This is a genomic window from Dactylosporangium cerinum (assembly GCF_042653625.1).
In the GTDB taxonomy this organism is placed as follows: domain Bacteria; phylum Actinomycetota; class Actinomycetes; order Mycobacteriales; family Micromonosporaceae; genus Dactylosporangium; species Dactylosporangium cerinum.
The window spans coordinates 746,051-771,076 of the sequence record NZ_JBHSIU010000041.1 but is presented as its reverse complement, the minus strand read 5'-3'; the positions used below and the strand labels follow the sequence as shown (position 1 = coordinate 771,076).

At 71.6% G+C, this 25,026-nt stretch carries 20 protein-coding genes; 12 read left to right on the top strand and 8 right to left on the bottom strand.

Annotation, left to right across the window (positions count from 1 at the left end):
* Positions 1-93: 93 nt before the first annotated feature.
* The 4 genes from ACFPIJ_RS32725 (at position 94) to ACFPIJ_RS32710 (ending at position 5,532) form a co-directional block, all read left to right on the top strand.
* Positions 94-726, top strand: coding sequence for a DUF2267 domain-containing protein (locus ACFPIJ_RS32725; RefSeq protein ID WP_380120755.1), 633 nt, complete (start codon positions 94-96; stop codon positions 724-726).
* A 273-nt stretch (positions 727-999) separates the two neighbouring features.
* A complete protein-coding gene (locus ACFPIJ_RS32720; protein WP_380120753.1) occupies positions 1,000-2,655 on the top strand; it encodes an NAD(P)-binding protein in 1,656 nt (551 codons plus the stop codon).
* On the top strand, positions 2,652-3,977 hold the full coding sequence (locus ACFPIJ_RS32715; RefSeq protein ID WP_380120751.1) for a glycosyltransferase family 2 protein: 1,326 nt from the start codon (positions 2,652-2,654) through the stop codon (positions 3,975-3,977). Before ACFPIJ_RS32720 ends, ACFPIJ_RS32715 begins: the two co-directional genes overlap by 4 nt.
* Before the next feature lie 58 nt (positions 3,978-4,035).
* Complete coding sequence (locus ACFPIJ_RS32710) at positions 4,036-5,532, top strand: hypothetical protein (protein ID WP_380120749.1); 1,497 nt, start codon at positions 4,036-4,038, stop codon at positions 5,530-5,532.
* A 15-nt stretch (positions 5,533-5,547) separates the two neighbouring features.
* Here ACFPIJ_RS32710 and ACFPIJ_RS32705 read toward each other — a convergent pair whose 3' ends face one another.
* Complete coding sequence (locus ACFPIJ_RS32705) at positions 5,548-7,113, bottom strand: bifunctional aminoglycoside phosphotransferase/ATP-binding protein (protein ID WP_380120747.1); 1,566 nt, start codon at positions 7,111-7,113, stop codon at positions 5,548-5,550.
* Positions 7,114-7,408: 295 nt separating this feature from the next.
* Here ACFPIJ_RS32705 and ACFPIJ_RS32700 point away from each other — a divergent pair, with 295 nt between their 5' ends.
* From ACFPIJ_RS32700 to ACFPIJ_RS32685, 4 genes are all read left to right on the top strand, one after another.
* Positions 7,409-8,395, top strand: coding sequence for an Acg family FMN-binding oxidoreductase (locus tag ACFPIJ_RS32700; protein WP_380120744.1), 987 nt, complete (start codon positions 7,409-7,411; stop codon positions 8,393-8,395).
* Positions 8,395-9,306 (top strand): universal stress protein, encoded by a 912-nt coding sequence (locus ACFPIJ_RS32695; RefSeq protein ID WP_380120742.1) that lies wholly within the window; start codon positions 8,395-8,397, stop codon positions 9,304-9,306. Before ACFPIJ_RS32700 ends, ACFPIJ_RS32695 begins: the two co-directional genes overlap by 1 nt.
* Positions 9,307-9,314: 8 nt before the next feature.
* On the top strand, positions 9,315-10,211 hold the full coding sequence (locus ACFPIJ_RS32690; RefSeq protein ID WP_380120740.1) for a universal stress protein: 897 nt from the start codon (positions 9,315-9,317) through the stop codon (positions 10,209-10,211).
* Between the two features lie 262 nt (positions 10,212-10,473).
* On the top strand, positions 10,474-12,024 hold the full coding sequence (locus ACFPIJ_RS32685; protein ID WP_380120737.1) for a sensor histidine kinase: 1,551 nt from the start codon (positions 10,474-10,476) through the stop codon (positions 12,022-12,024).
* 16 nt (positions 12,025-12,040) lie between these two features.
* On the opposite strand, the gene ACFPIJ_RS32680 is transcribed toward ACFPIJ_RS32685, so the two are convergent.
* A complete protein-coding gene (locus ACFPIJ_RS32680) occupies positions 12,041-12,376 on the bottom strand; it encodes a GlsB/YeaQ/YmgE family stress response membrane protein (RefSeq protein ID WP_380120735.1) in 336 nt (111 codons plus the stop codon).
* Between the two features lie 231 nt (positions 12,377-12,607).
* On the opposite strand from ACFPIJ_RS32680, the gene ACFPIJ_RS32675 reads away from it, so the two are divergent.
* Complete coding sequence (locus ACFPIJ_RS32675) at positions 12,608-14,749, top strand: CHASE3 domain-containing protein (protein WP_380120733.1); 2,142 nt, start codon at positions 12,608-12,610, stop codon at positions 14,747-14,749.
* Here ACFPIJ_RS32675 and ACFPIJ_RS32670 read toward each other — a convergent pair.
* Positions 14,706-15,662 carry a tripartite tricarboxylate transporter substrate binding protein gene (locus tag ACFPIJ_RS32670; RefSeq protein WP_380120732.1) on the bottom strand — a complete coding sequence of 319 codons (957 nt, stop codon included), beginning with the start codon at positions 15,660-15,662 and terminating at the stop codon, positions 14,706-14,708. The genes ACFPIJ_RS32675 and ACFPIJ_RS32670 overlap by 44 nt on opposite strands.
* A gap of 81 nt (positions 15,663-15,743) precedes the next feature.
* On the opposite strand from ACFPIJ_RS32670, the gene ACFPIJ_RS32665 reads away from it, so the two are divergent.
* Positions 15,744-17,306: a sensor histidine kinase gene (locus ACFPIJ_RS32665; RefSeq protein WP_380120730.1), complete on the top strand. Its 1,563-nt coding sequence runs from the start codon at positions 15,744-15,746 to the stop codon at positions 17,304-17,306.
* Positions 17,303-17,980 carry a response regulator gene (locus ACFPIJ_RS32660; protein WP_380120727.1) on the top strand — a complete coding sequence of 226 codons (678 nt, stop codon included), beginning with the start codon at positions 17,303-17,305 and terminating at the stop codon, positions 17,978-17,980. Before ACFPIJ_RS32665 ends, ACFPIJ_RS32660 begins: the two co-directional genes overlap by 4 nt.
* An 11-nt stretch (positions 17,981-17,991) precedes the next feature.
* Here ACFPIJ_RS32660 and ACFPIJ_RS32655 read toward each other — a convergent pair whose 3' ends face one another.
* From ACFPIJ_RS32655 to ACFPIJ_RS32645, 3 genes are read right to left on the bottom strand one after another with little or no spacing between them, the layout of a single operon-like run.
* Complete coding sequence (locus ACFPIJ_RS32655) at positions 17,992-19,536, bottom strand: tripartite tricarboxylate transporter permease (RefSeq protein WP_380120725.1); 1,545 nt, start codon at positions 19,534-19,536, stop codon at positions 17,992-17,994.
* Positions 19,533-20,105: a tripartite tricarboxylate transporter TctB family protein gene (locus ACFPIJ_RS32650; RefSeq protein WP_380120723.1), complete on the bottom strand. Its 573-nt coding sequence runs from the start codon at positions 20,103-20,105 to the stop codon at positions 19,533-19,535. The genes ACFPIJ_RS32655 and ACFPIJ_RS32650 overlap by 4 nt, the downstream gene beginning before the upstream one ends.
* 6 nt (positions 20,106-20,111) lie before the next feature.
* Complete coding sequence (locus ACFPIJ_RS32645) at positions 20,112-21,137, bottom strand: Bug family tripartite tricarboxylate transporter substrate binding protein (RefSeq protein WP_380120722.1); 1,026 nt, start codon at positions 21,135-21,137, stop codon at positions 20,112-20,114.
* 366 nt (positions 21,138-21,503) lie between these two features.
* On the opposite strand from ACFPIJ_RS32645, the gene ACFPIJ_RS32640 reads away from it, so the two are divergent.
* Complete coding sequence (locus tag ACFPIJ_RS32640) at positions 21,504-22,607, top strand: peptidoglycan-binding protein (protein ID WP_380120720.1); 1,104 nt, start codon at positions 21,504-21,506, stop codon at positions 22,605-22,607.
* An 89-nt stretch (positions 22,608-22,696) separates the two neighbouring features.
* Here the strand turns inward: ACFPIJ_RS32640 and ACFPIJ_RS32635 are convergent, their stop codons facing one another.
* Both ACFPIJ_RS32635 and ACFPIJ_RS32630 read right to left on the bottom strand, forming a co-directional pair.
* Positions 22,697-23,896 (bottom strand): ABC transporter permease, encoded by a 1,200-nt coding sequence (locus ACFPIJ_RS32635; RefSeq protein ID WP_380120718.1) that lies wholly within the window; start codon positions 23,894-23,896, stop codon positions 22,697-22,699.
* Positions 23,883-24,971 carry a peptidoglycan-binding protein gene (locus ACFPIJ_RS32630; protein WP_380120716.1) on the bottom strand — a complete coding sequence of 363 codons (1,089 nt, stop codon included), beginning with the start codon at positions 24,969-24,971 and terminating at the stop codon, positions 23,883-23,885. Before ACFPIJ_RS32630 ends, ACFPIJ_RS32635 begins: the two co-directional genes overlap by 14 nt.
* Between the last annotated feature and the right edge of the window lie 55 nt (positions 24,972-25,026).

Below are 25,026 nucleotides of genomic sequence, written 5' to 3'. Positions count from 1 at the left end.
TCCGGACGCGACCGCAGCAGTCCGGGAACTGTCAGATGGGAATGCCCTGCCGCCCGTCGGAGCGTTCCCTCGTGATACTGAGGGTGGTGGATCATGACCTCAACGAACCGCGACGTGTTCGACCACGCTACCCGTACCTCCCATACCTGGCTCGGCGCGGTTGCCGCCGAACTCGGCACGTCCGACACCCACGTTGCCTATCGCATCCTCCGCGCGTGGCTGCACAGCCTTCGCGACCGGCTCCCGGTCGACGGGTCGGCCGACTTCGCCGCCGGTCTGCCGGAGCTGCTCCGCGGGGTGTACTTCGAGGGCTGGCGTCCGGCTCGGGTGCCGGTCAAGTTCGGCGCTGAGGAGTACCTGCGCCGCTTCGCTCATGAGGCCGGCATCTCAGCGGTCGAGGTGGCCGACGTGGCGCCCCGGGTGACCCGCGCGCTGCGCAGACAGCTCGCGCCCGGGCAGCTTGACGGGGCACTCACACAGCTACCAGATGCGCTGCGAGGCCTGGTCGACAGTGACGGCTCCGCGACGGCTGGGGACGGCAGCGGTCGTGACGCGCGGACGCACAGCCTGGACGAGCGGATGGAGGACCTCATCACGGCGGTCCAGACGCTCGTGGACAGGGTGCAGCACCAGCCCGGCAATCCCGGCAGTGCCGGCGCCACGCCGCCGGCGTCCGCAAGATCTGCTGAACCGGTCGGCCGGTCGCCGCTGTACTGGACCGATTGAGCGCGAGGGTGAGCTGCATCGGGTGTCATTCCTGCGCTGGTAAGGGTCCCAGGCAATCGGCGGAGGTGATGTGGCGGCGCGGACCGGGTTACCTTCCGCCGACCTGAGCGGCCGGGCCACGCACGGTGGTGGAATGCACGCAGGAAGCGGGTCGACGAGGGACATCGCGCTCGCGAGAGTGGCTCCGATGGTGGTGTCAGCCGCCGCGTAGGGCCGGACCACCCAACGGACGAGCGGGATCCTCCCGGTCCCGGTCCGCGATGGCTGCTGTGCATGAACGGAATGAACCTTGAGCAGTGCACCACCCGGAGATCCGGTCCACACAACTCGGTCGAGCCGCTGCGCGACCCAGCCATGATCTGCGTCATCGGCTCCGGTCCGGCCGGTATCGCCGCAGCGGTCGCACTGACCCGGCAAGGACTGCACGTCACCATCCTCGACGTGGGCCTCACCCTGGAACCCACGAGGGCGTTGACCGTCGGACGGATGGCCGGACAGCGACCGGTGCAGTGGGCCGATGAGGATCTGGCGAGCGTTCAGGAGAACATGAGCGCAGGCATCAGCGGTGTGCCGCTGAAGGTCAGCTTCGGTTCCGACTTTCCGTACCGGGACGCTGAGCGGCACCTGCCGCGCCGCGCGACGGACGTCGGCGTGGTCCCGTCGTTCGGTCAGGGTGGACTCGGCAACGTCTGGGGCGCCGCCGCACTGCCGTGCCTGCCGGACGAGCTGAACGAATGGCCGATCGGACCCGGCGAGCTGGGACCACACTTCGCGCAGGTGCTGTCGTTCGTCGGCCTGTCCGGCGCGGCCGACGACCTCGCCGAGCGGTTTCCGACGTACACCGACCGGTTGGAGTCGCTGCCGGCAAGCCGGCAGGCCGAGGCGTTGCTGCGTGACCTGCGCCGAAACCAGCAGCCGCTGCGGGCTCAAGGGTTCGTGTTCGGCCGGGCACGTCTGGCGGTGGCCCGCCGCAACGCCGGTGGGCATCCGTGCGAGCGGTGCGGCTTGTGCATGTTCGGCTGCCCGTACGGGCTGATCTACAACCCGGCCACCACGCTGCGGGAGCTCGTCGCACAGGGGAAGGTGACCTACGTCCCTGGGGTGCTGGTCACCAGGTTCGCGGAGCGTGGCGGCGAAGTGCACATCGAAGGCCGCGACCGGGTCACCGGCGAGAAGACCCTCCACGTCGCCACACGGCTCTACGTCGCCGGCGGTGTGCTGTGCTCCACCAAGCTGTACCTGGAGTCGATCGGCGCCTACGGCCACGAGGTGGTCATGCGCGACAGTCAGTACTTCCTGCTGCCGATGCTGCGCTACTCGGGTGTTCGGGGCGTGTCCGACGAAGGGCTGCACACGCTGTCGCAGGTGTTCCTGGAGGTGTTCGATCCACAGCTCTCAGCCAACAGCATCCATCTACAGATCTACACCTATAACGAACTCTACCGGCGCGCCATCGCCGCGGCCCTCGGCGCCGCATACCCGGCCTTCCGCTCGGTCTCGGCGGCACTGCTGCAGCGGATGCTGCTGATTCAGGGATACCTGCACTCGGACCTCTCCGGTGAGATAGGCCTGACGCTGCACCGGGACGGGACCCTCGACCTGCACGGCCGGCGCGGACCGCAGACCCGTCCGGTGCTCAAGAAGCTCATCGCGAAGCTGCATCGCCACCGCTCGTTGCTCCGGGCGGTGCCGTTGGGCCCGACGATGAAGCTCGGCGAGCCCGGTCGCGGCTTCCACTGCGGCGGCACGCTGCCGATGCGTCGCAAGCCCGGCGACTTCGAAACCGACCCGCTGGGGCGTCCCGCCGGATTCGAGCGGGTGCACCTGGTCGACTCCACCGTCTTCCCCACCATCACCGCCAGCACGATCACGCTGACGGTCATGGCGAACGCCTATCGGATCGGTGCCCACGAGGAGGCCGGCCGATGACCTGGGTGGTGGCGGTCACCGGTGCGTCGGAGACGGAACGTCGTCCCATGCCGCACAGTGCTGCCCCGGTCGAGGTCAGTGTGGTGCTGCCCTGCCTCAACGAGGCCGAGACCATCGAGATCTGCGTCCGCAAGGCGCTTGCCGGCCTCGCCGAACTCGGTGTCGCCGGCGAGGTGCTCGTCTCCGACAACGGCTCGACCGACGGCTCGCCGGCCCTCGCCGCTGCCGCCGGCGCGAAAGTGGTCCACGCCGCCATCCGCGGTTACGGCGGGGCCCTCATCAACGGGATCGAGGCGGCGCAGGGCCGATACGTCGTCATGTGTGACGCCGACGATTCCTACGACCTGGGCAACCTCGGCCCGTTCATCGCCGAACTGCGCACCGGCACGGACGTCGTGATGGGCAACCGCTTCAAGGGCGGCATCACACCGGGCGCGATGCCTGCGCTGCACCGGTATCTCGGCAACCCGGTCCTGTCCTGGCTCGGCCGGCTGCTGTTCGCGCTGTCCGGCGTCGGCGACTTCCACTGTGGTCTGCGTGGGTTCAACCGCGACCGGATCCGCGCGCTCGGGCTGTGCATGACCGGGATGGAGTTCGCCAGCGAACTCGTCATCCGAGCCGCGCTGGCGAAGTACTCGATCAGCGAGGTCCCCACCACGCTGCGGCCCGACGGTCGCAGCCGTCCACCGCACCTGCGGACCTGGCGTGATGGATGGCGCCATCTGCGTTTCCTGCTCGTCTTCGCGCCCAAGCCCACCCTGCTCGTTCCCGGCCTGCTCGTCACGCTCGCCGGTCTCCTCGGCACCGCCTGCCTGATCCCCGGCGAGCGGCACGCGTTCGGCGTCTCGCTCGACGTCGGCGCCCTCGTCTACTCCTGCCTGGCCGTGCTGGTCGGCGCACAGCTGCTGATCTTCGGTGGGTTCGCGCGGCTGTACGGGGTGCAGGAAGGCATCACCCGGGAGGACAAACATGCGCGGTGGACCCGATGGCTGAGCTTCGAGCGGTGCGTCACCGCGGGACTGCTGATCGGTCTGCTCGGCCTGGCCAACACCGTCATCGCGGTCACCGACTGGGGCCACGCCGGCTTCAGCGCGCTGAACCCCCGGGAGAACCTGCGGACGGTCGTGCCGTCAGCGACCGCGATCGCGTTGGGCGTGATCCTGATCTTCTCCGGGCTGTTCGCCAGCCTGCTGTCGCTGCGTCCGTTCGTCCGCGGTGCGGCAACGCCACACCTCGCCAGGGCCGACCCGGCAACCGCGACCCCCGCCGACATTCCGTCCCAACGCCCGACCGTCGAGGCGTCCGAAAACTCCGAGGTCTGAGCCCGTGATGTCAATGAAATGGCCCGGAGTGCATCGCCTGCAGCTTCGGCAGCACCGGGTGATCATCGGCCTCGTCGCGATCGGTGCGCTGATCCGGGTCGGCATGATGCTCGCCTACTACCCGGCGTTCGGCTACTTCTACGACACCCGGGCCTACCTGGACGCGGCGGGTTCCAACACGCCGAGCCCGATCTGGCCGTTCGGGTACTCCGCGATGCTCAAGGTGCTCGACGCCGTCACCGGGCGCATCGTTTCGGTCTCCACGGCGCAGCACCTCATGGGCCTGTCCATGGGTGTCGTGATCTACCTCCTGCTCGTGCGGCGGGGCGTGCGTCGCCGGTGGGCGAATCTCGCGGCGGTGCCGGTGCTGCTCGACGCGCGGCAGATCCAACTCGAGCACTACGTGCTGTCCGAGACGCTGTTCACATCGCTCCTGCTCGCCGGCGTCGCGCTCCTGATGTGGAGGCAGCAGCCGCCGCTGTGGCTGACGGGCCTCAGCGGTGCGGCCATCGCACTGGCTGCGCTCACCCGGACGGTGGGTCAACCGCTGGCCGTGCTGTGCGTGCTCTACCTGATCGTGCGCCGGATCGGATGGCGGCACATCGCGGTGTTCACCGTCGCGCTGGCCATCCCGATCGGCGGCTACATGGTGTGGTTCCACCGGCACTACGACGCCTATGCGTTGAACGCCTACTCCGGCCGGTACCTGTGGCAGCGCACGACCACGTTCGTGGACTGCTCACGCACCGACTTCACCCCACGGGAACGCCAGATCTGCCCCCCGGAACCCCTGGGCCAGCGTGAGGTCAGCGATGTGTACCTCTGGGGACTGGACCGCAACCGCATCGGCCAGCAGTACCCGGGCCCTGCGAACGACGGCCTGTTCGCAGGGTTCGCCCGCAAAGCGATCACCGGCCAGCCCGGCGACTTCCTGACCACGATCGCCACCGACACCTGGCATCTGGTGCAACCCGGCTGGCCCGCGCCGGAACGGATCGCCTGCACCACCGACCTGTGGACGATGCCGTCCGGTGGACGCTCCGGCAACCAGGTCAGCAACTGCACGGCGACGCTCATGGTGACCGGCTTCGAGCCGGCCGGCTCGGGCAAGGCCGCGCTGACCGCCACGCCGTTGAACAGTCTGCTGTGGGCCTACGGGCAGACCTTCGTGACACCGCCGTCAGTGCTGCTGATCGGCGCCGTGTTGGCGTTGTGCGCGGCAGCGTGGTCACGGAGGAAGACCAGGCGACGGCTCGGCGGCCGGGAGGCGGCCGACAGCGCGCTGCTGGCCGGGATGAGCCTGTCGATGCTGCTGCTGGGAGTCACCCTGTCCGTCATCGACCTGCGCTTCACGGTGCCGCTCCTGACGACGGTCCCGCTCGCGATCGCCCTGGCAACACACCGGATCACAGCGGGCACAGCCGCAGTGCAGGGTCCGGTCGAGCCGGCACCCGCACCGCCGACCGACGCCATCAGCGTCCAGCCACGTCAAGTGACCTCCCGGCCGGTGGTGCCGAAACGACGAGCGCCGAGCACCTTGGACGGCCCTGCGTGACCCGCCGCGGGACGGCTACCGGGAGTCCGAAGGACGTGCGGCGCCCGACAACCCGTCCCACGGTGCAACCGGCGTCGGGCCGGCTCCGTCATCGCTGGTGAGGACGCCTGCCGGCAGGGTCAAGCGGACGGCCCGCTCCAGCGACTGATCGGGTATCTCGTCCGTCCGGATCGTTGCTGCCTGAGGCCAGGGGTCGTGGTGCGCACCGACGGCGGCGGCGATGTGTTCGTCGGCGTCGGAGATGGTGTGCGTCCGCCGGCGCAACCGGGCGGTGGTGACCTCCGGCGCGGCGTCGCAGCGCAGCTGGATGCATGCGCTGCGGCTGCACGCGGCGATGTCTGCGGCCGCGGCACGGTGTGCCGCGTCGGCCCACGACGCGTCCAGGATGACGGACTCGCCGCGTTCGAGCAGGGCCCCGGCCCGGGACAGCAGCTGCGTGTAGGTCCGTTGCGTCCAGGCTGGGGTATAGATGCCCGTCTCGTACGGTGCGGCGGCCGAGGTCTCGGGTGACAGGCCGGCGAGCTCCTTGCGGACCCGGTCGGTGCTGAGCATCACGGCGCCGAGGTGGTCGGCCAACCGGCCGGCCAGGGTGGTCTTGCCGGTGCCGGGCATGCCTCCGACGAGGACGAGGCTGACGGTGCCCGTCCGCAGGTGCGAGAGCGCCAGATCCGCGTGTTGCGCGACGTCGACGGCGGCCTGAGGGTCTCCTTGCGTATGGCGGAGGCAGGCCACCTTGGCCCGGACGAACGCCCGGTAGGCGATGTAGTGGTGGCGGAGCGAGGCAGGGGCGGGGTCGGCGGCGAACTCGGCGTACCAGTCGAGGAACCGCGCGCCGAGCGTGGCGGCGCCCAGCCGTTCCAGGTCCATCGCGAGGAACGCGGCGTCGTCGAGCCCGTCGAGCCACCGCAGCCGATCGTCGAACTCGATGCAGTCCAGGACCCGTGGGCCGTCGTCGAGGCAGAAGATGTCATCTGCAAGCAGGTCCCCATGACCGTCGACGATGCGCCCCGCCTTCACACGGTCGTCCAGCAGGCGGCGCCGGCCGGCGACGAAGTCGGCCGTGCGTTGCTCGATCTCGCCCGCGACCTCGTCGTCCAGCACGGACTTCCGGTACGGGCGCACCTGATGGAAGCTGTCGGTCCAACGCCCGAGCAGCGCCTCCGCACTGCCCTGCGCGGAGATGTCCGGACCGTGGCGACCGGCGGCGTGGAAGGCGGCTACCAGCCGGGCCAGCCGCCGCACGTCATCGTCGACGGATGCGCCGGCCCGGATGAGCGAGGCGAGGCGCAGGTGCACCGGCATCCGCCGCATGACCACGAGATGCTCGCACGGCGCGCCGTCGGGGCCGTGCACGTCGGCGACGCCCAGGTAGACATCGGCGGCGATCCGGCGGTTGAGTTCGACTTCACGCCGGCACACGGCCAGGCGCTGTTCGCGACTGGTGAAGTTGAGGAAGCCCAGGTCCACGGGTTTCTTGAGTTTGTATGCCCGATCGCCGACCAGGAACAGCACCGCCGAATGGGTCTCGTGCACCACCGCGAACGGTTCGTTCGAGCTGCCGCCGTCGGCGTCGACCTTCATGAAAGTATCCCCATGTCACCGCCCAGGCCGCGCCAATCTTCCGGAAGCATGGGACGAATGCGGACGAATCCGCGTCGCCCGGACCAGATGACGATGTGCTGCGGCACCGGCCCGGACTGACGCCGCACCCCCCCGTTGCGACGGTGTCCCCGTGGTGCCTCCGGCGGGCGGCAATGGCGGTGCCGGGAGGTGAAGGTGATTTCCGGCCGGTCCGTGCGTGAGACGTGACCGGGCGGGCAGGGCACATGACGCCGGACTCGCCACGCGTGTCGCGCTGAGCCCAGGAGGACCACACATGATCACGGTGCTGCACCAGGCGGCGCAGGACGCGCGGCTGGCGCCGTCGATCCTCAACACCCAGCCGTGGCGCTGGCAGGTGCACGACGATGTGCTCGACCTGTACGCCGACGCCGACCGGCGGCTGCCGGAAGTCGACCCGCACGGGCGGCTGATGACCCTCAGCTGCGGCGCGGCGCTGCATCACGCCCGGGTCGCGCTGGCCGCGGCCGGCTTCGAACCGGCCGTGGACCGGCTGCCAGACGCGGGCAGACCATTGCTGCTGGCTCGGATCCGCGACTGCCGGCCGCGGCCCGCGACGCAGGAAAATCTCGCGGCATATCGCAGCATGCGGCTGCGGCACACCGACCGGCGGTTGTTCGCCCAGGGTATGCCGGTCCCCGGCGAGGTGCTTGACCAGCTGCGGGTGGCCGCTGAGGCAGAGGGTGCGCGGCTGCACCTGTTGCAGCAGCAGGACGTCGTATACCTCGGCTACGCCGCCCAGGGCGCGCACAAGGTCGGCGCGCATGATCCGCGTGCCGCCGAGGAACTGCACCGGTGGACGCACCGCGGCGCGGACGCCCCGGACGGGGTTCCACCCGGCACGGTGGCCGGGGCGGCCGACCGGCCGGTGCCGTTGCGTGACTTCGGCCTCGGCGACGAGGCCGCGTTGTCGCCCGGTGCCGGCGACGACGCCGACGCGGTCTACCTGGTGGTCGCCACCGCCCGCGATGAGCCGCTGGACTGGCTGGTCTCCGGTGAGGCGGTCAGCGCGGTGTGGTTGATGGCGACCGCGCGGGGCCTGGCGGGCTCGCCCATGACCGACGTCGTCGAGACTCCGGGCGCGCGGGTGCTGGTCCGCAGCCTGCTGCAGCCACCCGGACAACCGCAGCTGGTGCTGCGGTTGTGCGTGGCGCAGACGCCCGCGCCGCCAGGCAGCCCGCGCCGGCCGGCCGCCGATACCGTAACCGTCACCGAGGGGCGAAGCTCCGGCGAGGGCGTGTGATGGCGAGCGGTCAGGTCGTCGTCGGCGTCGACGGCGGGACGCCGTCGCTGGAGGCGCTGCGCTGGGCCGCAGCGGCGGCCCAGCGGCGCGGGACGGCGCTGCGGGTCGTGCTGGCCTACCACTGGCAGGTGCCGGAGGTCCTCGCGCCGCGTGGCGACCTGGCCGAGACCGCGCAGCAGCTGGCCGCGATGCTCGCCGCCGACGCCGCCCGCGAGGCCGAGGCGACCGCGGCCGGCCTCGACGTCAGCGCGGCGGCGGTGCGCGGGCACCCCGCCGCGGTCCTGGTCCGGGCCGGGGATGATGCAGGGCTGCTGGTGGTCGGCACCCGCGGCCGGCACCAGGCGGTCGGCGCGGTGCTCGGCTCGGTCGCCCAGCAGGTGGCCATGCATGCCACCTGCCCGGTCGCGGTCGTGCGTGGCAGGCCGGACCCGTCCGGCGGCGTGCTCGTCGGAGTGGACGAGTCACCGGCCGCCGACGCCGCCCTGGAGCTGGCGTTCGCCGAGGCCGCCCGCTGGGGCTGCGAGGTGGTCGCGGTCCGGGCGATCGAGACGTCGATCGGGCCACCGGCCGTCGGCCTGCCACCGGTGCTGTACGACACGGCCGAGACCCGCCGGGCCCTGGCGGAGGCGGCAACCGAACACGTGGTAGCTGCGGCACAGCGGCACCCACAGGTCCCGTGGGAGTTCCACGGCGTCGCCGGCGACGCCGCAGACGTGCTGGGTGACCGTTCGCGGCGGGCGCGGCTCGTCGTGATCGGCAGCCGCGGCCATGGCGGGTTCACCGGGCTGCTGCTCGGCTCGGTCGGACTGCGCCTGCTGCACCGCGCCGACTGCCCGGTGCTCGTCGCCCACCCGCAGCGGGCCCCAGCGGCCTCCGGTGCCGCCACGGGCGCGGGGGAAGCAACGGCATGACCGGCAGCATGACCAGCACAGCGACGGGCGTGGTCGTCGGCGTCGACGGCTCGGACGACAGCCACCACGCGGTGCAATGGGCCGCCGCGGACGCTGCTCGCCGACGCGTGCCGCTGCAGATCCTGCATGCCTGCGGCGGGCCCCAGCTGCGCTACCCGCCACCAGGCCTCGCCCTCCCCGTCGCGGCCGGCACCGGCGCCGGCGTGCACGCGGAGCGGCTGCTCGCCGACGCCGCCGTCCGGGCCCTGGATGTCAGCGCTGAGCTGACGGTCACCACCGAACTGGTTGCCGGCCGGCCGGTGCCGGCGCTGCTGACGGCGTCGCAGGACGCCGCAGCGGTGGTGGTCGGTGGCCGTGGCCGCGGCGGGTTCACCGGGCTGCTGGTCGGGTCGACCGGCGCCCAGCTGGCCGATCACGCCGCCTGCCCGGTCGTGGTGGTCCGGCCGCGGACGGGTCCCGCCGGGCCGAACGAGAGCCGGGTCGTGGTCGGCGTCGACGGGTCACCGTCGGCGCAGCGTGCGCTGGGGTTCGCGGTCGAGCAGGCCACGCTGCGCCGATGCGGGCTGACCGCCGTGCACGCGTACCAGGTGCCGGTCCCGCTCGAGGCAGACGGCATCGCACCGGACCGGTACGAGCGCGACAACCTCCGCGACGCCGCACGACGGCAGCTGGCCGAGGCGATCGCCGGGATGGGCGATCCCTCCCCGCACGTCGAGATCCGCCGCGACGTCGTCGAGGGCGGGACCGCTCGCGTGCTGACGCGGGCCGGTGCCGGCGCCGAACTGCTCGTCGTCGGGGCCCGTGGCCGGGGCGGCTTCGCCGGGCTGCGGCTCGGGTCCGTGAGCCGGGCCGTGCTGCATCACGCGCCGTGCCCGGTCGCCGTCGTCCGTGCCCATCCTGGCTGACATCCCCTTCGCCGCCGGCCCGCGCGCGCCCAGGAACGCCTCCCCGGAGGAGGCAGTGGAGGGCGAATGCGGGGGTGAACGCGGCTGGTGAACGGGCCGCAAGGTGACGATTCGGGTCGGGACGCGGGGGAATGACACACGCGGGGGAAGGACACACGGGTGCGTCGTGTAGCCAGTACGTCGTTCTGATCTCCTCCGGTCAGGATTGATCCTTTTGTCGTGCAGACTCATATCGACCCCGCTCGTCATCGCTGCCCTGTCGGTGAGCGCTGTCGTCGGACTGGCCAGTTCGGGGCTGCTGAGCCCGTGGTGGTCGCTGTTCGTCGACGACGCCGGGCAGTTCCTCGCCGCGCTCGCGGCCACCCTCGCCTGCTGGATCACCGCCTTCCGGCATTCCGGCACGCAGCGATGGTGGCGGCTGTGGATGGGCGCCGCGACGGGCGGCTGGATGATCGGGCAGTTTTTCTGGTCGTGGTACCAGCTGTTCCGCGACGTCGCGCTGCCGTCCCCGTCGCTTGCGGACGCCGCCTATCTGACCATGCCGGTGTTCGCGCTCGTGGCGATCATCGCCCTGGCCGCCGACCGGCCCGCCCACGGCGCGCATCGGCGCCGTCCCGGGCAGCTGGTGACGGTGCTCGACGGGCTCGTCGTCGTGGGCGCGTTGTTCGTGCTCAGCTGGGCCACCACGCTCGGGTCGGTGGTGCGGGCCGGTGCGGCCACCCCGCTTGCCTACTCCGTCGCGATCGCCTACCCGGTCACCGACCTGGTGCTGACCGTCATCGTCGTCCTGCTCATCGCCGCGACCGCGTCGGCGGCGAACCGGGTGCTGCTGATCATCCTCGGCGCCGGACTGCTCTGCCTGTCATTCTCGGACAGCCTCTTCGCCTACCTGGTGTCCGCGGGCGCGCCGGGGATTCCCCCGCTGGCCAATGCCGGGTTCATCGCCGGGTACGCGCTCATCGCGGTCGCCGCGCTGACGCCTACCCGCGAGGCGCCGCGCTGGACCGTGCATCCGGGCACCCGCTGGGGCCACCTGTTGCTGCCGTACGTGCCGGTCGCCGGCACGGGGGTGCTGCTGGTCGTGCAGCTGGTCCGGGGCGTCCCGATGGACAACGTCGAGATCATCGTCGAGGTCGTGGTCATCGCGCTGCTGATCATCCGGCAGGCGGTGACGCTCGGGCAGAGCGCCGGCCTCGTCGCGTCGAGGGCGCGGCTCGTGCTCGCCACCGACCTGACCCGCCGGCAGCTCGAACGCGACCTGCACGACGGCGTCCAGCAACGGCTCATCTCGCTGGGACTGGACATCCGCCTGGCCGAGGCGAGCGTGCCACCGGAGCTGCCGGAGCTCCGGCAGCAGCTGTCCGCCGTCATGGCCGGGTTGAACGGCACGGTTGAGGAGGTGCGGGAGCTCTCGCGCGGCGTGCACCCGGCGATTCTCACCGAGGGTGGCCTGCGGCCCGCGTTGCGCGCGCTGGCCCGCCGCTCCGCCATCGGCGTCGAGCTCGACATCCGGTTGGACGGCCGGCAGCCGGAGCCGATCGAGGTCGCCGCCTACTACGTGGTGGCGGAGGCGCTGACGAACGCCGCCAAGTACGCCGAGTCCACGCTCGTGCAGGTCTGCGTGGAGGTCCGGGGTGGCTACCTGCACCTGACGGTGAGCGACGACGGCATCGGTGGCGCGGACCCGAAGCGCGGCACAGGCCTCATCGGACTGACCGACCGGGTCGAGGCAATGGGCGGCACCCTGACCCTCGAGAGCCCGCCCGGTCAGGGCACCCACCTGCAGGCCGACTTCCCGCTCGGCCACGTGTGAGCTTCAGTCGTCGTCTTCAGTCGTCGTCGCTGGAGAACGCCCTGGCCAGGAGCGCGGCGACGCCGACACCGACGACGGCGATGCCGACCTGGATGCCCAGGACCAGCCAGTCGTAGGTGTGGCCGGCGACGGTGATGGACTTGTCGCTGTGCAGATCCCACCGGTCCGCGGCCCACGTGCCGGCCACGGCGGCGCCCATGCCGATCAGGATCGTCAGGATCAGCCCGATCGGTTGCCGTCCGGGCAGCAGGATCCGGGCGACGATGCCGATGACCGCGCCGAACACGATGGCTGGAAGGTAGTCCTGCACGCCCACGATGAACGTCCTCTCGACGGTCGGCTCCGGTTGCATTGTGCGCGCCGTACGCAACTGCCGGAACACATGTTCTGGGGGAGCGACCCGGGCCGGGCCACCTGTCCAGTCGCAATGATGCATCTCGATACCAAGCGGAAAGTGGTCGGTTTCTGCGGTAGTACGCTTGGTGTGAACCGAAAGGTGAAATCAACCGCTGTGATGTCACCTTCGTCCAGCGGGTGCATGTCCCGCCGCCCGTCGGCGATGGTGCGCTGAACGGAGATCAGTGTGAAGGCGCGCAACCGGAGTTCCGGGCGCGACCCAGCGCGGTCGGCACTCCTCGGCGCCGGGCTGACCCGTCGGGTGATGGTGCTGTGCCTGGTGTGCGCGGTGGCCTTGAGCACGGCGCTGGTGACGATGCTGGTGGCGGTGGCACGGCTGGACCGGGAGGTCCGGTCCGCGCGCAGCTCGCAGGCCGCGCTCATCAGCGCCGGACAGCTCCAGGCATCCGTGCTGTCGATGGAGAGCGCCGAACGCGCCTTCGTCATCACCCACGACCCGCGGTTCATGGCGGCGTGGCGACAGGCCCGTGCGGCAATACCGGTGCAGTCGGTGCAACTGGAGACGCTCGTCTCCGAGGACGCCCAGCAGCAGGCACGCGTCCGGCATCTCAACGACCAGATCGCGACCTACGTGGCCGACATGTCGAGCTCGACGGTGTCCGGCGCCGGCGGTCAGATCCTGGTGCCCGACGCCACCCAGCTGCTCGACAGCCAGCAGCGGCTCGACGCGATCCACGCGGAGTTCGCCCAGTTCACCACGAGAGAGATGAGCGAAGCGGCCGGGCAGGCGGCCAGCGCCGACGCGGACACCGCCTGGGCGTGGGGCGTAGCGGGCGTCACGCTCGCCGGGTCCGTGCTGGTCATGGCGCTGTACGCGGCGCTGATGAACCGTGGGATCGTCCGGCCGGTCGTGGCGGCGGCCGGGATGGCTGATCGGCTGGCCGCCGGGTCCGTGTCCACCCGGATGCCCGAGAACGGACCGCACGAGATCGGCGTGCTGCAGCGCTCGTTCAACGCCATGGCCATGTCGCTGGAGGCATACCGCGACGACCTGCAGCGGATCTTGGCCGAACAGACCGCCCTGCGACGGATCGCGACACTGGTGGCCCGCGCGTCGCCGCCGGACACGGTGTTCGGCGCGGTCACCGAGGAGGTCGGGCAGCTCCTGCGCGCTGACATCGCCATGCTGTTGCGCTACGAGCCGGACAAGGAGGCGGTCGTCGTCGGGGGCTGGAGCGCGCACGCCGTTCCCCTCGTGGCCGGCACCCGCACGGTACTGCCACCGGACGGCGCTGCCATGCACGTCTACGCCAGCCAGCAGCCCTGGTGGACCCGCGTCGGCGAGGGCACGACCGTGCCTGACCCGTTCCTGACCCGATACGGGATCACGGTCTCCGTCGGCGCGCCCATCGTGATGCAGGGCAACCTGTGGGGGGCACTGGTCGTCATGGCGACCAGCGAGGAGCAGCTGCGCCCGGAGGACGCCGCCCGGACCGCCGACTTCACCGACCTCGTCGGCCTGGCCGTCGCCAACCTGCAGGCCCGCGCCGACCTGAGCGCCGCCAGCGTCCGGATCGTCGAGGCCAGCGACCAGGCCCGCCGCAAGCTCGAACGCGACCTGCACGACGGCACCCAGCAACGGCTCCTGGGCCTCCTGCTGGACCTGCGCCGGATCCACGCACTGGCCACGGCGCCGCCGCCGGAGCTGGCCGACGAACTGGCCGAGATCACCGACGAACTGGCCGCCGCCATCAACGACCTGCGGGAGTTCTCGCACGGCGTCCACCCGGTGATCCTGACCGAACGCGGCCTCGAATCGGCCCTCAGGACCCTGACCCGCCGTTCACCGGTGCCGACCGAGCTGCACATCGACCTGCCCTCCCGGCTCCCACCGAACATCGAGACCAGCGCATATCATGTCGTCGCCGAGGCGATCACCAACACCGCCAAACACGCGCACGCCTCGCGCGTACGCATCGACGCCACCGCCGACGAACAGACCCTCCAGCTGCGCATCGAGGACGACGGCGTCGGCGGCGCCGACCCGAGCGGCAGCTCCGGCCTGCGCGGGCTCGGCGACCGGGTCACCGCCCTGGGCGGCAGCAGCCGGCTCGCCAGCCCACCCGGCCACGGCACCACCCTGTGGTTCACCATCCCGCTCAGCCAGACCCCCGCCGCCGAAGGCGTCGACGCCACCAGGTCGTCGCCGGACTCCACCGGTCAGCCTTCGACGGACCTGGCGTCGTCCGGATCGGTGCCGGCAGGACCACCCGGTGCTTCGGAACCGCCGGCTCCTGGCGAGTCCTTACGCGGGCACACGGGTTTCAGGTGTCCAGGCCCAGCTCACCGAGGACCTGGGTCACCCTGACGTCCTGCTCGCGGAGGAAGGCGCCGAAGCCTTCGCCGGCGAGGTAACTGTCGGTCCACCGGTGTCCGGCGATCGCCTGCTGCCACGTCTCGGAGTCCCGCAGCCGCGCCACCACCGTCCCATGGGCGGTCAGGTGCGCCGGGTCGAGGCCGGGCGGGGCGACCAGCCCACGCCAGTTCGCGAACACGACGTCCAGGCCGGCCTCCCGGAGCGTGGGCGCGTCGACGCCCTCGGCCCGGTCCCGGCCGGTTGTCGCGAGCACCCGCAGCTGCCCCGAGGCGATCTGGCCGGCGACCTCGCCGAGGCTCGACACCGCGACCGCGACCCGCTCGGACACCACCGCGCCCAGCAGGACGCCGCCGCCGTCGTGCTGGGCGTAGCGGACGGTCAGCGGGGCGACGCCCGCCGCCTTCGCGATGAGCATCGTGGCGAGGTGGTCCGGCCCGCCGGGGGAGGAGCCACCACCCACGAGCAGCGCCGCCGGGTCGGCACGCCAGGCGTGGACCATGTCGTCGAGCGAGCGCAGCGGCGCGTCGCGGGTGACGACGACGACCTCCGGCTCCTCGATCAGCCGGGCGATCGGCGTGACCGCGTCCAGCGTGACCGGGATCGGGGTGGTGTGCTGCGCGCCGACCAGCCCGAGGCCCATGAGCATCAGCAGTGAGCCGTTGCCGTGCTCGTACACCAGCCGCTGCAGGCCGACCATCCCGCCCGATCCGGGCAGGTTGAACACTTCGACGCCGTGCCGGACCGCCGCCACGTCCATCGTCGTCGCGATCGTGCGGGCGGTGATGTCGTAGCCGCTGCCCGGTGCGTTGGGCACCATCAGCCGCAGCTCAGGGTCGTCGTCCGCGGCGCAACCGCCGGCCAGCAGGGCAGCCAGCGGAGCGGCGAGCAGCGTCCGGCGGTACACCCTGCCCACCATAGCCGCGGGCGGGTAGCCTACGGCCAGACAACCGCCCCGCCCGGCGGTGTCGCAGCAAGGAGGAGACCTGTGCGCTGGCAGTTCTCCCTGGCCCGGCAGTTTCTCGTGCTCCAGCTCGGCATCGTGCTGCTCGTGGTCGGGGCCGTCGCTGCAGTGTCCGTGGCCGAGGCGGACGCGGCCTTCCACCGGGAGCAGGGCGCCAAACTCCGCTCGACCGCGGAGAACCTCGCCGCCACCGACATCATCCGGGCCGGCCTGCGCGCCACCATCTGGCACGAGTCCCTCGCCGCCGGCGCGGAGACCGCCCGCAGCGTGGCCGGGGTGTCGTTCGTCGAGCTGACCGACGCACGCGGCGTGCTGCTCACCGGGCCGCGGCGGGGGCAGCCGGCCGGGCTCGGCGCCGGCGGGGGCGCGGACGGACGGGCCTGGCTCGGCGTCGTGGAGCACGACGGGCGGGCACTGGTCGCCCTCGCCCCGGTGCTCGACCCCGCGGACGGCAAGGTCCTCGGCGTGGTCGTGGTCGGCAAGACGTATCCGTCGTGGCCGGCACTGCTCGCGACCGCCACCCCGGACCTGCTGACCTACCTGCTGCTCGGCTCCGTGCTGGGCATCGCCGGTTCGATGCTGCTGTCCCGGCGGATCAAGCGCCAGACGCTCGGCCTGGAGCCGGTCGAGATCGCCGGCCTGGTCGAGCACCGTGAGGCGATGCTGCACGGCATCAAGGAGGGCCTCATCGGCCTGGACCCGGCCGGGCGGGTGACCCTCGCCAACGACGAGGCGCTGCGCCTGCTCGGGCTTTCCGGTGACGTGACCGGCCGGCCGCTGCGCGCGCTGAGCGTGGCCGAGGACGTGGTGGCGCTGCTCACCGACGGCTCCGACGAACCGGACCACGTGCTGGTGCACGACGCGCGGGTGCTGGTGTTCAACCGCATGCCGGTGCTGGTCCGGGGCCATGCGGCCGGCTCGGTGACCACGTTGCGCGACCGGACCGAGCTGACCTCGCTGGAGCGGGAGCTCGACCTGAGCCGCCGTGCCGCCGACACGTTGCGGGCGCAGGCACACGAGTTCACGAACCGGCTGCACACCATCTCCGGGCTGGTGCAGCTGGGCCAGTACGACGAGGCGGTCACGTTCATCCTCCAGGCCGGGCAGACCCAGGAAGCGTTGAACCACGAGGTGCAGTCGCGGATCGGGGACCCGGCGCTGGCGGCGCTGCTCATCGCGAAGGCAAGCGTGGCGTCGGAGCAGCACGTCGACCTGAGGATCAGCGACGACACGGCGATGCCCCGGCCCGCCGCCGAACGGCTCGCCGCGGACCTGGTCACGGTGACCGGCAACCTCGTCGACAACGCCGTCGACGCGGTCCAGGCCGGCGGTTGGGTCAGCGTGTCGGTGCGGGACCTCGGCGCCGAGATCGCCGTGACGGTGGCCGACTCGGGCGCCGGCGTGGCCAGCGAACACGCCGATCAGGTCTTCGGTCGTGGGTTCACCACCAAGAGCGGCGACGGTCATCGGGGGCTTGGGCTCGCCCTGATCAGCCGGGTCTGTGCGGCCAGGGGCGGCACGATCACGGTCGAGGGTTCGACGTTCACCGCGCGCCTGCCCGTCGACGGTCACCGGGAGGTCGGATGATCCGGGTCGTGGTGGTCGACGACGACTTCATGGTGGCCCGCATCCATCACAGTTTCGTGGAGCGGGTGCCGGGGTTCACGGTGGTCGGCACGGTCCACACGGGCACGGCCGCCCTCGACGCGGTCGAGCGGCTCCGCCCCGACCTGGTGCTGCTGGACATCTACCTGCCGGACCTGTCCGGTCTGGAGGTGCTGCACCGGTTGCGGCAGACCGCCAGCACCGTGGACGTGCTGGCGATCACCGCGGCCCAGGACGCCGACACGATCCGGGTCGCGTTGCGTGGCGGCGTCGTGCACTACGTCATCAAGCCGTTCAGCTTCGACACGTTGCGCGAACGACTGGAGCGGTACGCCGAGGCGGTCCAGCGGCTGACCGAGGCACGCCGGCCGGCGCAGGCCGACGTCGACCGGCTGTTCGGCGCCCCGGCGCACCGCGCGGCGGCGTTGCCGAAAGGGCTGGCCGCCGCGACGGAGGAGCTGGTGGTCACGGTGCTGCGCGACAGCGGCACCGACCTGTCCGCGGCCGAGTGCGCCGCTCTCGCCGGGCTGTCCCGGGTGAGCACCCGCCGCTACCTCGAGCACCTCGTCCAGTCCGGCAAGGCCGAGGTGCGGCTGCGCTACGGCGGGGCGGGCCGCCCCGAGCACCGGTATGTCTGGCGTGGCCGCCCGTCGTAGCCGTGCCGGTGTCAGTCCTCGTCGCCGAACGCCAAGCGGCGGGCGTCCCCCCGGCCGCGGACGCGGGCGACCAACCGAGGCAGGTGCGGCAGCCCGAGCGCGGCGACCGCGAGCAGCAGCAGGACCAGGGTCAGCGGACGCCGGACGAAGACGGTGAGGTCGTTGTCGGACAGCAGCAGCGTCCGGCGGAACTGGATCTCCATCATCGGCCCGAGGATGACGCCGAGGATCACCGGGGCGATCGGGAACTCGAAGTGGCGCATGAACACGGCGACGACACCGATCGCGAACGCGATGAGGACGTCGACGACGCTGCCGGACACCGCATACACGCCGAGCGTGGCGAACACCAGGATGCCGGTGTACAGCAGCGGCCGGGGGATCTGCAGCACCTTCACCCAGATCCGGATCATCGGCAGGTTCAACGCCAGGAGCATGACGTTGCCGATGAACAGCGACGCGATCAGCCCCCACACGAGGGTCGGGGACTTCTCGAACAACTGCGGGCCAGGGGACAGATCGAAGTAGCCGAACGCGGCCAGCATCACCGCGGCCGTGGCGGAGGTCGGGATACCCAGGGTGAGCAGCGGCACCAGGACGCCGGAGAACGAGGCGTTGTTCGCCGCCTCCGGCCCGGCGACCCCCTCGATCGCGCCGTGCCCCCATTCCGAAGGGCGCTTCGATCGGCGTTTTTCCAAGGTGTACGACATGAAGGTGGGTATCTCGGCACCACCGGACGGCAGCGCACCGAACGGGAACCCGAGCGCGGTGCCACGCAGCCACGGCCGCCACGAACGCGACCAGTCCTCCCGGCTGAGCCAGGCGAAGCCCTTCCCGGCCGGCTCCAGCGGCGCCACCGTGTCCGGCAGCGTCTTCAGCCGGGACGCGAGGTAGAGCGTCTCACCGATCGCGAACAGCCCCACGATGATGGTGACGATGTCGACGCCGTCGAGCAGCTCCGGCACCCCGAACGTGAACCGGGCCTGTCCGGTGAGCGAGTCGATCCCGATCAGGCCCAGGAACAGTCCGAACGTCAAGGACATCAGCCCCCGGACCAGTGACGCGCCGACCATCGCGGTGACCGTCACCATCGCCAGGACGGCGAGGGCGAAGTAGTCGGATGCGCGGAACGTCACCGCGAGGCTCGCCATCGGCGCGGCGACGAACGCGAGCAGCACCGTGGAGATCGTGCCGGCGACGAACGACCCGATCGCGGCGGTGGCGAGCGCCGAGCGGGCGCGACCCCGCCGGGCCATCTGGTAGCCCTCGATCGACGTCGCCACCGACGCGGATTCGCCGGGGGTGTTGAGCAGGATCGAGGTCGTCGAACCGCCGTACATGGCGCCGGCGTAGATCCCGGCGAACATGATCAGCGTGCCGGTCGGGTCGTCGAGCCGCAGCGCGACCGGCAGGAGCAGCGCGATGGTCAGCGCCGGCCCGATGCCGGGCAGCACGCCGACAAGGGTGCCGATCGTGACGCCGATCGCCGCGTACAGCAGGTTCTGCGGGCTGAGGACCGTCTCGAACCCGGACAGCAGATCCATGATCGAGTTCACAGCGGCAACACCCCTGCGGGCAGGACGATCCCGAGCAACCGGGTGAAGACCAGGTAGATGCCCAGCGACAGCCCGACCGCCGTCACCAGATCGCGCACGATGACGGCACGGATCGGACGGGTGCTCAGCAGCCGGGCGGAGACGAGCACGAACACGGCGGTCGACAGCACATAGCCCACCACCGTGTACTTGAGCACGATCGCGTACACGATGAGCGCGGCAAGCAGGAACACCGGGGTCCGCCAGGCGACCGTGGCCGGCGCTCCGGCGGCCGTGGCGCGCTTGCGTACGGCGTCGAGCAGATACCAGAGCGCCACCATGACCCACAGGCCGGTCACGACGATCGGCGCGAGCGTCGGGCCGCCGAGCGTGACGCCGCTGTCGACGCCGGCGGCGATTGCCTGCCACAGCAGGGCGACGCCGACGGTCAGCAGCAGGCCACCGACGGCCGGCGCGCCGGAGGGCGCTGCGGGGCTGGTGGTGCCGGAGGTGGAGGGGGCCACCTCCGGCACCGCCCTGGAGGCCTCGGGGGGCGTGGCCTCCGGGTCCGGGGACATTGCTTCGGTCATGGGCGCTCAGCCCAGGCCGATCTCGGTCAGGACCGTCTTGATGCGGGTGCTCTCGGCCTGGTAGAAGGCCGCGGCCTCGTCACCGGACTTGTAGAAGTCCTGCCACTTCTTGGCGGTCAGCTCCTGCTTCCACTGCGTGGACTTGTGCAGGTCGTCGACGAGCTTGAGCACGGCGGCGCGGTCTGCGGCGCTGAGCCCCGGCGGTGCCACCACACCACGCCAGTTGAGCAGGTCCAGGTCATAGCCGGACTCCCTGATGCTCGGGGCGGGTGTGCCGGCCCCGGCGTCCTCACCTTTCGGGCTGGACACCGCGAGTGCGCGGAGCTTGCCGGACTGGACCAGGTCGGCGAACTCGCTGGTGCCGGACACCGCGACGCTCACGTCACCGGACAGCAGCGCCGCCTTGGTCTCGCCGCCGCCGGAGTACGCCACGTACTGCTTGGCCACCGTCTTGGCGTCGGCGCCGGCCGTCTTGGCGAGCAGCCCGACCAGGATCTGGTCGGTGCCGCCGGCCGAACCGCCGCCCCACTTGACCGCGGTCGGGTTGGCCTTGACGTCGTCGACGAGCTGCTTGAGCGTCGTGTACTTCGAGTCGCTGCGAACGACGATGACCTCGGACTCGGCGGTGAGGGTCGCGATCGGCGTCGTCTTGCTGAGGTCGACCGGCGACTTGTTGGTGACCACGCCGCCGACCATGACCAGGCCGGTGACCATGAGCTGGTGCGGGTCCTTCTGGTGACTGGTCACGAGCTCGGCGAGGCCGATCGTGCCGGCGGCGCCGGTGACGTTGCGGACCTCCGCCGACTGGCCGTTGAGCAGACCGGCGTCCTGCAAGGTCTTCTGCATCGAACGCGCCGTGGTGTCCCAGCCGCCACCGGCACCGGCCGGCGCCATGATCTGCAGCGTCTTGGTCGGGTACGCCACAGCGCCCGCACCGGACGGTGCGGGGGATTCACCGACGGACTGGTTGGCGCAGCCGGTGGCGAGCAGCAGCACGGCCGGCAGCGCCACCGCGAGGCTCCGTTTCAACATGAAGGTTGTGCTCCTGTCACGTGGGCGAGGCGAACGTGTTACGCACCATGCCTCACCGGGTGACCCAGGTCACGGTTGTGAACGCTGCGGGCGTATTGGTCGTTGTGGTCACGCGGCGCCGCCGGATCGCATCTTCGAGGCACTGCCCGGTGGGCAGGGGCATCGGCGCAAAGGCGCTGCCACGCCAGAATTGACACGTCCGGACTTTCGCCAAAATGGGGTGGGCGCCCGGCTGTCTTCGAGGACCCCAAAGGGGGCACCCTGCCTGCCGATATTTGGGGAAGCGCGGCGCAGATCGGGCGGTTCAGGCTGTTCCTATGAGTCAGACCAGGACTTGCGTCCTATCGATGCGCAGGAGCGGATGACGTGAATCGCAAACGCACGGCCGTGGTGGCCGGGATCGCGCTGGCCGGAGTCGCGGGCGCCGGCGCCGTGCTGGTCCATCAGCGGACACCGGGCGGCGGGCAGCAGGCGGCACCGCGGACTCCGGCCGCGACCGCGGAGGTGGTCGCCACCGACGTGGCACGGCGCCAGACCGTCGGTGGCACGCTCGGCCGATCGGGCACCTACACCGTGATCGCGCCCGGCCCGGGCCTGCTGACGTGGCTGCCGGCCACCGGCGACGTGGTCGGCCGAGGCAAACCGGCGTACGAGATCGACGGCAACCCGGTCATCCTGCTGTTCGGGGATCGCCCGCCATGGCGGGCGTTCCAGGACGGGATGACCGACGGCGTCGACGTCCGGCAGCTCGAGGACAACCTCAAGGCTCTCGGATACGGCACCGGCTTCACCGTCGACCAGCACTTCTCAGCGGACACCTATCGGGCCGTCCGCCGCTGGCAGCAGGGTTCCGGCCTGCCGGTGACCGGCATCGTGCCCCTCGGCCAGGTCCTGTTCGTCGCCGGTGCGGTGCGTATCGCCGGCAGCGACCTGCGCGCCGGGGTGTCGGTCGGGCCGGGGACGGCCGTCGTGCGTGGCACCGGTGCGCAGCGCGCCGTCACCGTGCAGGTGTCCGCCGACGTCCTGGCCCGCTGCAAGGTCGGTGACGCCGTCGTCGTGACACTGCCGGACGGCACCCTCAGGCCCGGCACCATCTCCGTGGTCGGCGCGGTCAGCCGGCAGCAGGAGAGCAGCGGCCCCGGCGGCCAGAGCCAGGGCGGCGGGGGAGGCGGGCAGCCCACGGCCACCGTCGTCATCACGCCGACCGGTGACGTCGGCACCGCGCTGGAGGACGCGCAGGTCCAGGTGGGCATCACCGTCGAGGCGCACCGCAACGTGCTCGTCGTGCCCATTCCGGCGCTGCGGGCGCTGTCCCAGGTCGAGTACGAGGTGCTGGTGAGCGATGCCGCGCAGACCCGCCACGTGACCGTCAAGGTGGGCATCTTCGACCAGGTCGCCGGTCTGGTCGAGGTGAGCGGTCCGGGCCTCGCCGCCGGCCAGCGCGTCGCCGTGCCGACCGGCACCTCCTGACGCACCCCAGGTCAGCACGACACCGCGAGCCGGCGCCCGGCTCGCGGTGTCGTCGTTCAAGCCAGCCCCGGAGCACGGTGGCGGGGGCGTCAGGCCGTGCGGAGCGCATCTGTCGGGGGCAGCTGCGCGGCCCGCAGCGCCGGATAGAGCCCCGCCACCGCGCCGGCGGCAACCGAGACCAGCAGGCCGCCCCACAGCGCCTCGGCCGGGATCAGCGTCGCCCAGCCCTTGGTGATGGACATGCCGAGCGTGACGGCGGCACCGATGACGACGCCGCCGACACCGCCGAGCGTGGCCAGGATGAGCGACTCGGTCAGGAACTGTGCCGCGACATGCCCGCGCGTGGCGCCCAACGCCCGGCGCAGACCGATCTCGGTCCGCCGTTCCAGCACCGCGATGACCATCACGTTGGCGATCCCGATCGCGCCGACCAGCAACGCGATCGCCCCCAGCCCGAGGATCAGCCCGGCACCGGCCTGTTTGACCTTCAGCTGGGCGGTGAGGGCATCCGACGGGCGGCTGACGGTGACCCGGGACGGGTCCTCCGGGTTCGCCGAGCCGGCGAGCACCCCGGCGACGCCGGTGACGAACTCGGTGTCCGCGCGCACGTAGATCCGGCTGGGATGGCCGTTGTAGCCGAGCAGATGCGCCGCCGCGTCGAACGACACGATCACCGACTGGTCGATCTCGGGCGCCAGCACGAACGGTGTGAGGATGCCGACCACGGTGAACCAGTGCCCGCCGAGCCACACCCGGTCGTTGCCGCTGACGTCGGTGATGCCGAGCGTCGCGGCGGCCGAATAGCCCAGGACCGTGACCGGCGACTCGTCGCCGCTGATGAACCGCCCGGCGAGCAGCGCCCCGTCCAGCGTGCTGAGCAGCGACGCGTCCGCGGCCCGCACCGAGCGTCCACCCGTGCGACCGGCGGCGACGTGATCGTTGCGATACACGGTGACGCCCGCGAGCTTCGCCGTCGGCGCCGCCGACTGCACGTGCGGCAGCTGCCGGATCATCGGCGTCGCCGTCGTCGGCAGGATCTGCTCGACCCCCGCGCTGGGTGTGCCGTTGGCGACCGTGAGCAGGTTGGTGCCGAGCTGGTCGATCTGCGCCAGCAGCGCCGACTGGCTCGAGGTGGTCACGCCCAGCACCGACACGATCGACGCGATGCCGATCGCGATGCCCAGCCCCGACAGCAGGGCCCGGACCTTGCGGGAGCGCAGGCCGAGCGAACCGGTCGGCAGCAGGTCCGCGCAGCGCAGCCTGCTGCGCGGCACCTCATGCGTCTTCACGTGGCACCTGCACCTTCAGTCCCTCGGTGAGACCGTCCCCGCTCACCTCGGCGGTGCCGGCGAGATCGTCGAACAACCCGGTCCGCACCGGCAGCCGGCGGGTGCCGGTGCCGTCGGTGACGATGACCTCGTATCTGCCGTCGGACACCGAGTTCAGCGCCGCGATCGGCACGGTGAGCACGTCGGCGTGCGTCGCGCGAACCACCCAGACCTGGACCCCGGCCTGGTCGACGAACCCGGTGACCGCGCCCTCGACGGTCACCGTCACCGCCGCCGTGCTCTGCGGCTCACCCGGTCCGCCGGCACCGCCACCGGTGGTCGACGTCGTGGTGGCGCCGATCGCGGTCACCGTGCCGTTGCGGGTCGTGCGGTCCGGGAGGGTCACCACGACCGGGGTGCCGACCTTGATCCAGCCGAGCTGCTGCGTCGACGCGGCGAGGTTGACCGCGGGCGTGGTGCTGGTGCCGGACTCGACCGGGCCGCCCGGCTCGACCCGCTCACCGGGCTGCATCCGGTGGCTGCTGACCCGCACCGCACCGGGCAGGAACGTGATCAGACCGATCGGCACGGTGCCGGTCACGGTGACGTGGATGGCCCGCTGCCACCGGCGGATCGCGGTGGACGTCGCGGCGGTGAACGTCTGGTCGACGGTGAGCCCGTCACCGAAGCCCAGGTCCCGCAGGTTGGTCTCCAGCTGCTGGACGTCGACGCCGTCGGTCATCCCGGCGCCGAAGTCCCGCCAGGCGGGCCGGGCGCCGAACAGCAACGTCACCCGCCGGCCGTCGACCTCGTAGAGGACGTCGCCACGGTTGACGACGGCGCCGATGGCCGGGAGCCACGTGAGCGTCCCCGACCCGGCACCCGCGACCAGATAGGAGCCGGCAAACCCGAGCGTGCCGTTGACGTACTGGCGTTCCGAGATGGTCCTGCGGGTCACGGATGCGGTGGAGGTGCTCACGGAGGCCGGTGCCGGCGGTCCGCCGTCGTGCGGCACGCGCTGCGTGGCGACCAGGCCGACCAGGCCGGCGACGCCGGTGAGCGCGACGCCCGTGAGCACGTTCGTGGTGCGGCTCATGGCCACCGCCCCACGCCGCGCCGATCGGCGCCTGCGGCCACCCGCATGCATCGCG

What these genes read in the sequence shown, in the direction of transcription:
- ACFPIJ_RS32725 (WP_380120755.1), top strand. Translation starts at nt 94, where the DNA reads ATGACCTCAACGAACCGCGACGTGTTCGACCACGCTACCCGTACCTCC.
- ACFPIJ_RS32720 (WP_380120753.1), top strand. Translation starts at nt 1,000, where the DNA reads ATGAACGGAATGAACCTTGAGCAGTGCACCACCCGGAGATCCGGTCCA.
- ACFPIJ_RS32715 (WP_380120751.1), top strand. Translation starts at nt 2,652, where the DNA reads ATGACCTGGGTGGTGGCGGTCACCGGTGCGTCGGAGACGGAACGTCGT.
- ACFPIJ_RS32705 (WP_380120747.1), bottom strand. Translation starts at nt 7,113, where the DNA reads ATGAAGGTCGACGCCGACGGCGGCAGCTCGAACGAACCGTTCGCGGTG.
- ACFPIJ_RS32700 (WP_380120744.1), top strand. Translation starts at nt 7,409, where the DNA reads ATGATCACGGTGCTGCACCAGGCGGCGCAGGACGCGCGGCTGGCGCCG.
- ACFPIJ_RS32695 (WP_380120742.1), top strand. Translation starts at nt 8,395, where the DNA reads ATGGCGAGCGGTCAGGTCGTCGTCGGCGTCGACGGCGGGACGCCGTCG.
- ACFPIJ_RS32690 (WP_380120740.1), top strand. Translation starts at nt 9,315, where the DNA reads ATGACCAGCACAGCGACGGGCGTGGTCGTCGGCGTCGACGGCTCGGAC.
- ACFPIJ_RS32680 (WP_380120735.1), bottom strand. Translation starts at nt 12,376, where the DNA reads ATGCAACCGGAGCCGACCGTCGAGAGGACGTTCATCGTGGGCGTGCAG.
- ACFPIJ_RS32660 (WP_380120727.1), top strand. Translation starts at nt 17,303, where the DNA reads ATGATCCGGGTCGTGGTGGTCGACGACGACTTCATGGTGGCCCGCATC.
- ACFPIJ_RS32650 (WP_380120723.1), bottom strand. Translation starts at nt 20,105, where the DNA reads ATGACCGAAGCAATGTCCCCGGACCCGGAGGCCACGCCCCCCGAGGCC.
- ACFPIJ_RS32645 (WP_380120722.1), bottom strand. Translation starts at nt 21,137, where the DNA reads ATGTTGAAACGGAGCCTCGCGGTGGCGCTGCCGGCCGTGCTGCTGCTC.
- ACFPIJ_RS32630 (WP_380120716.1), bottom strand. Translation starts at nt 24,971, where the DNA reads ATGAGCCGCACCACGAACGTGCTCACGGGCGTCGCGCTCACCGGCGTC.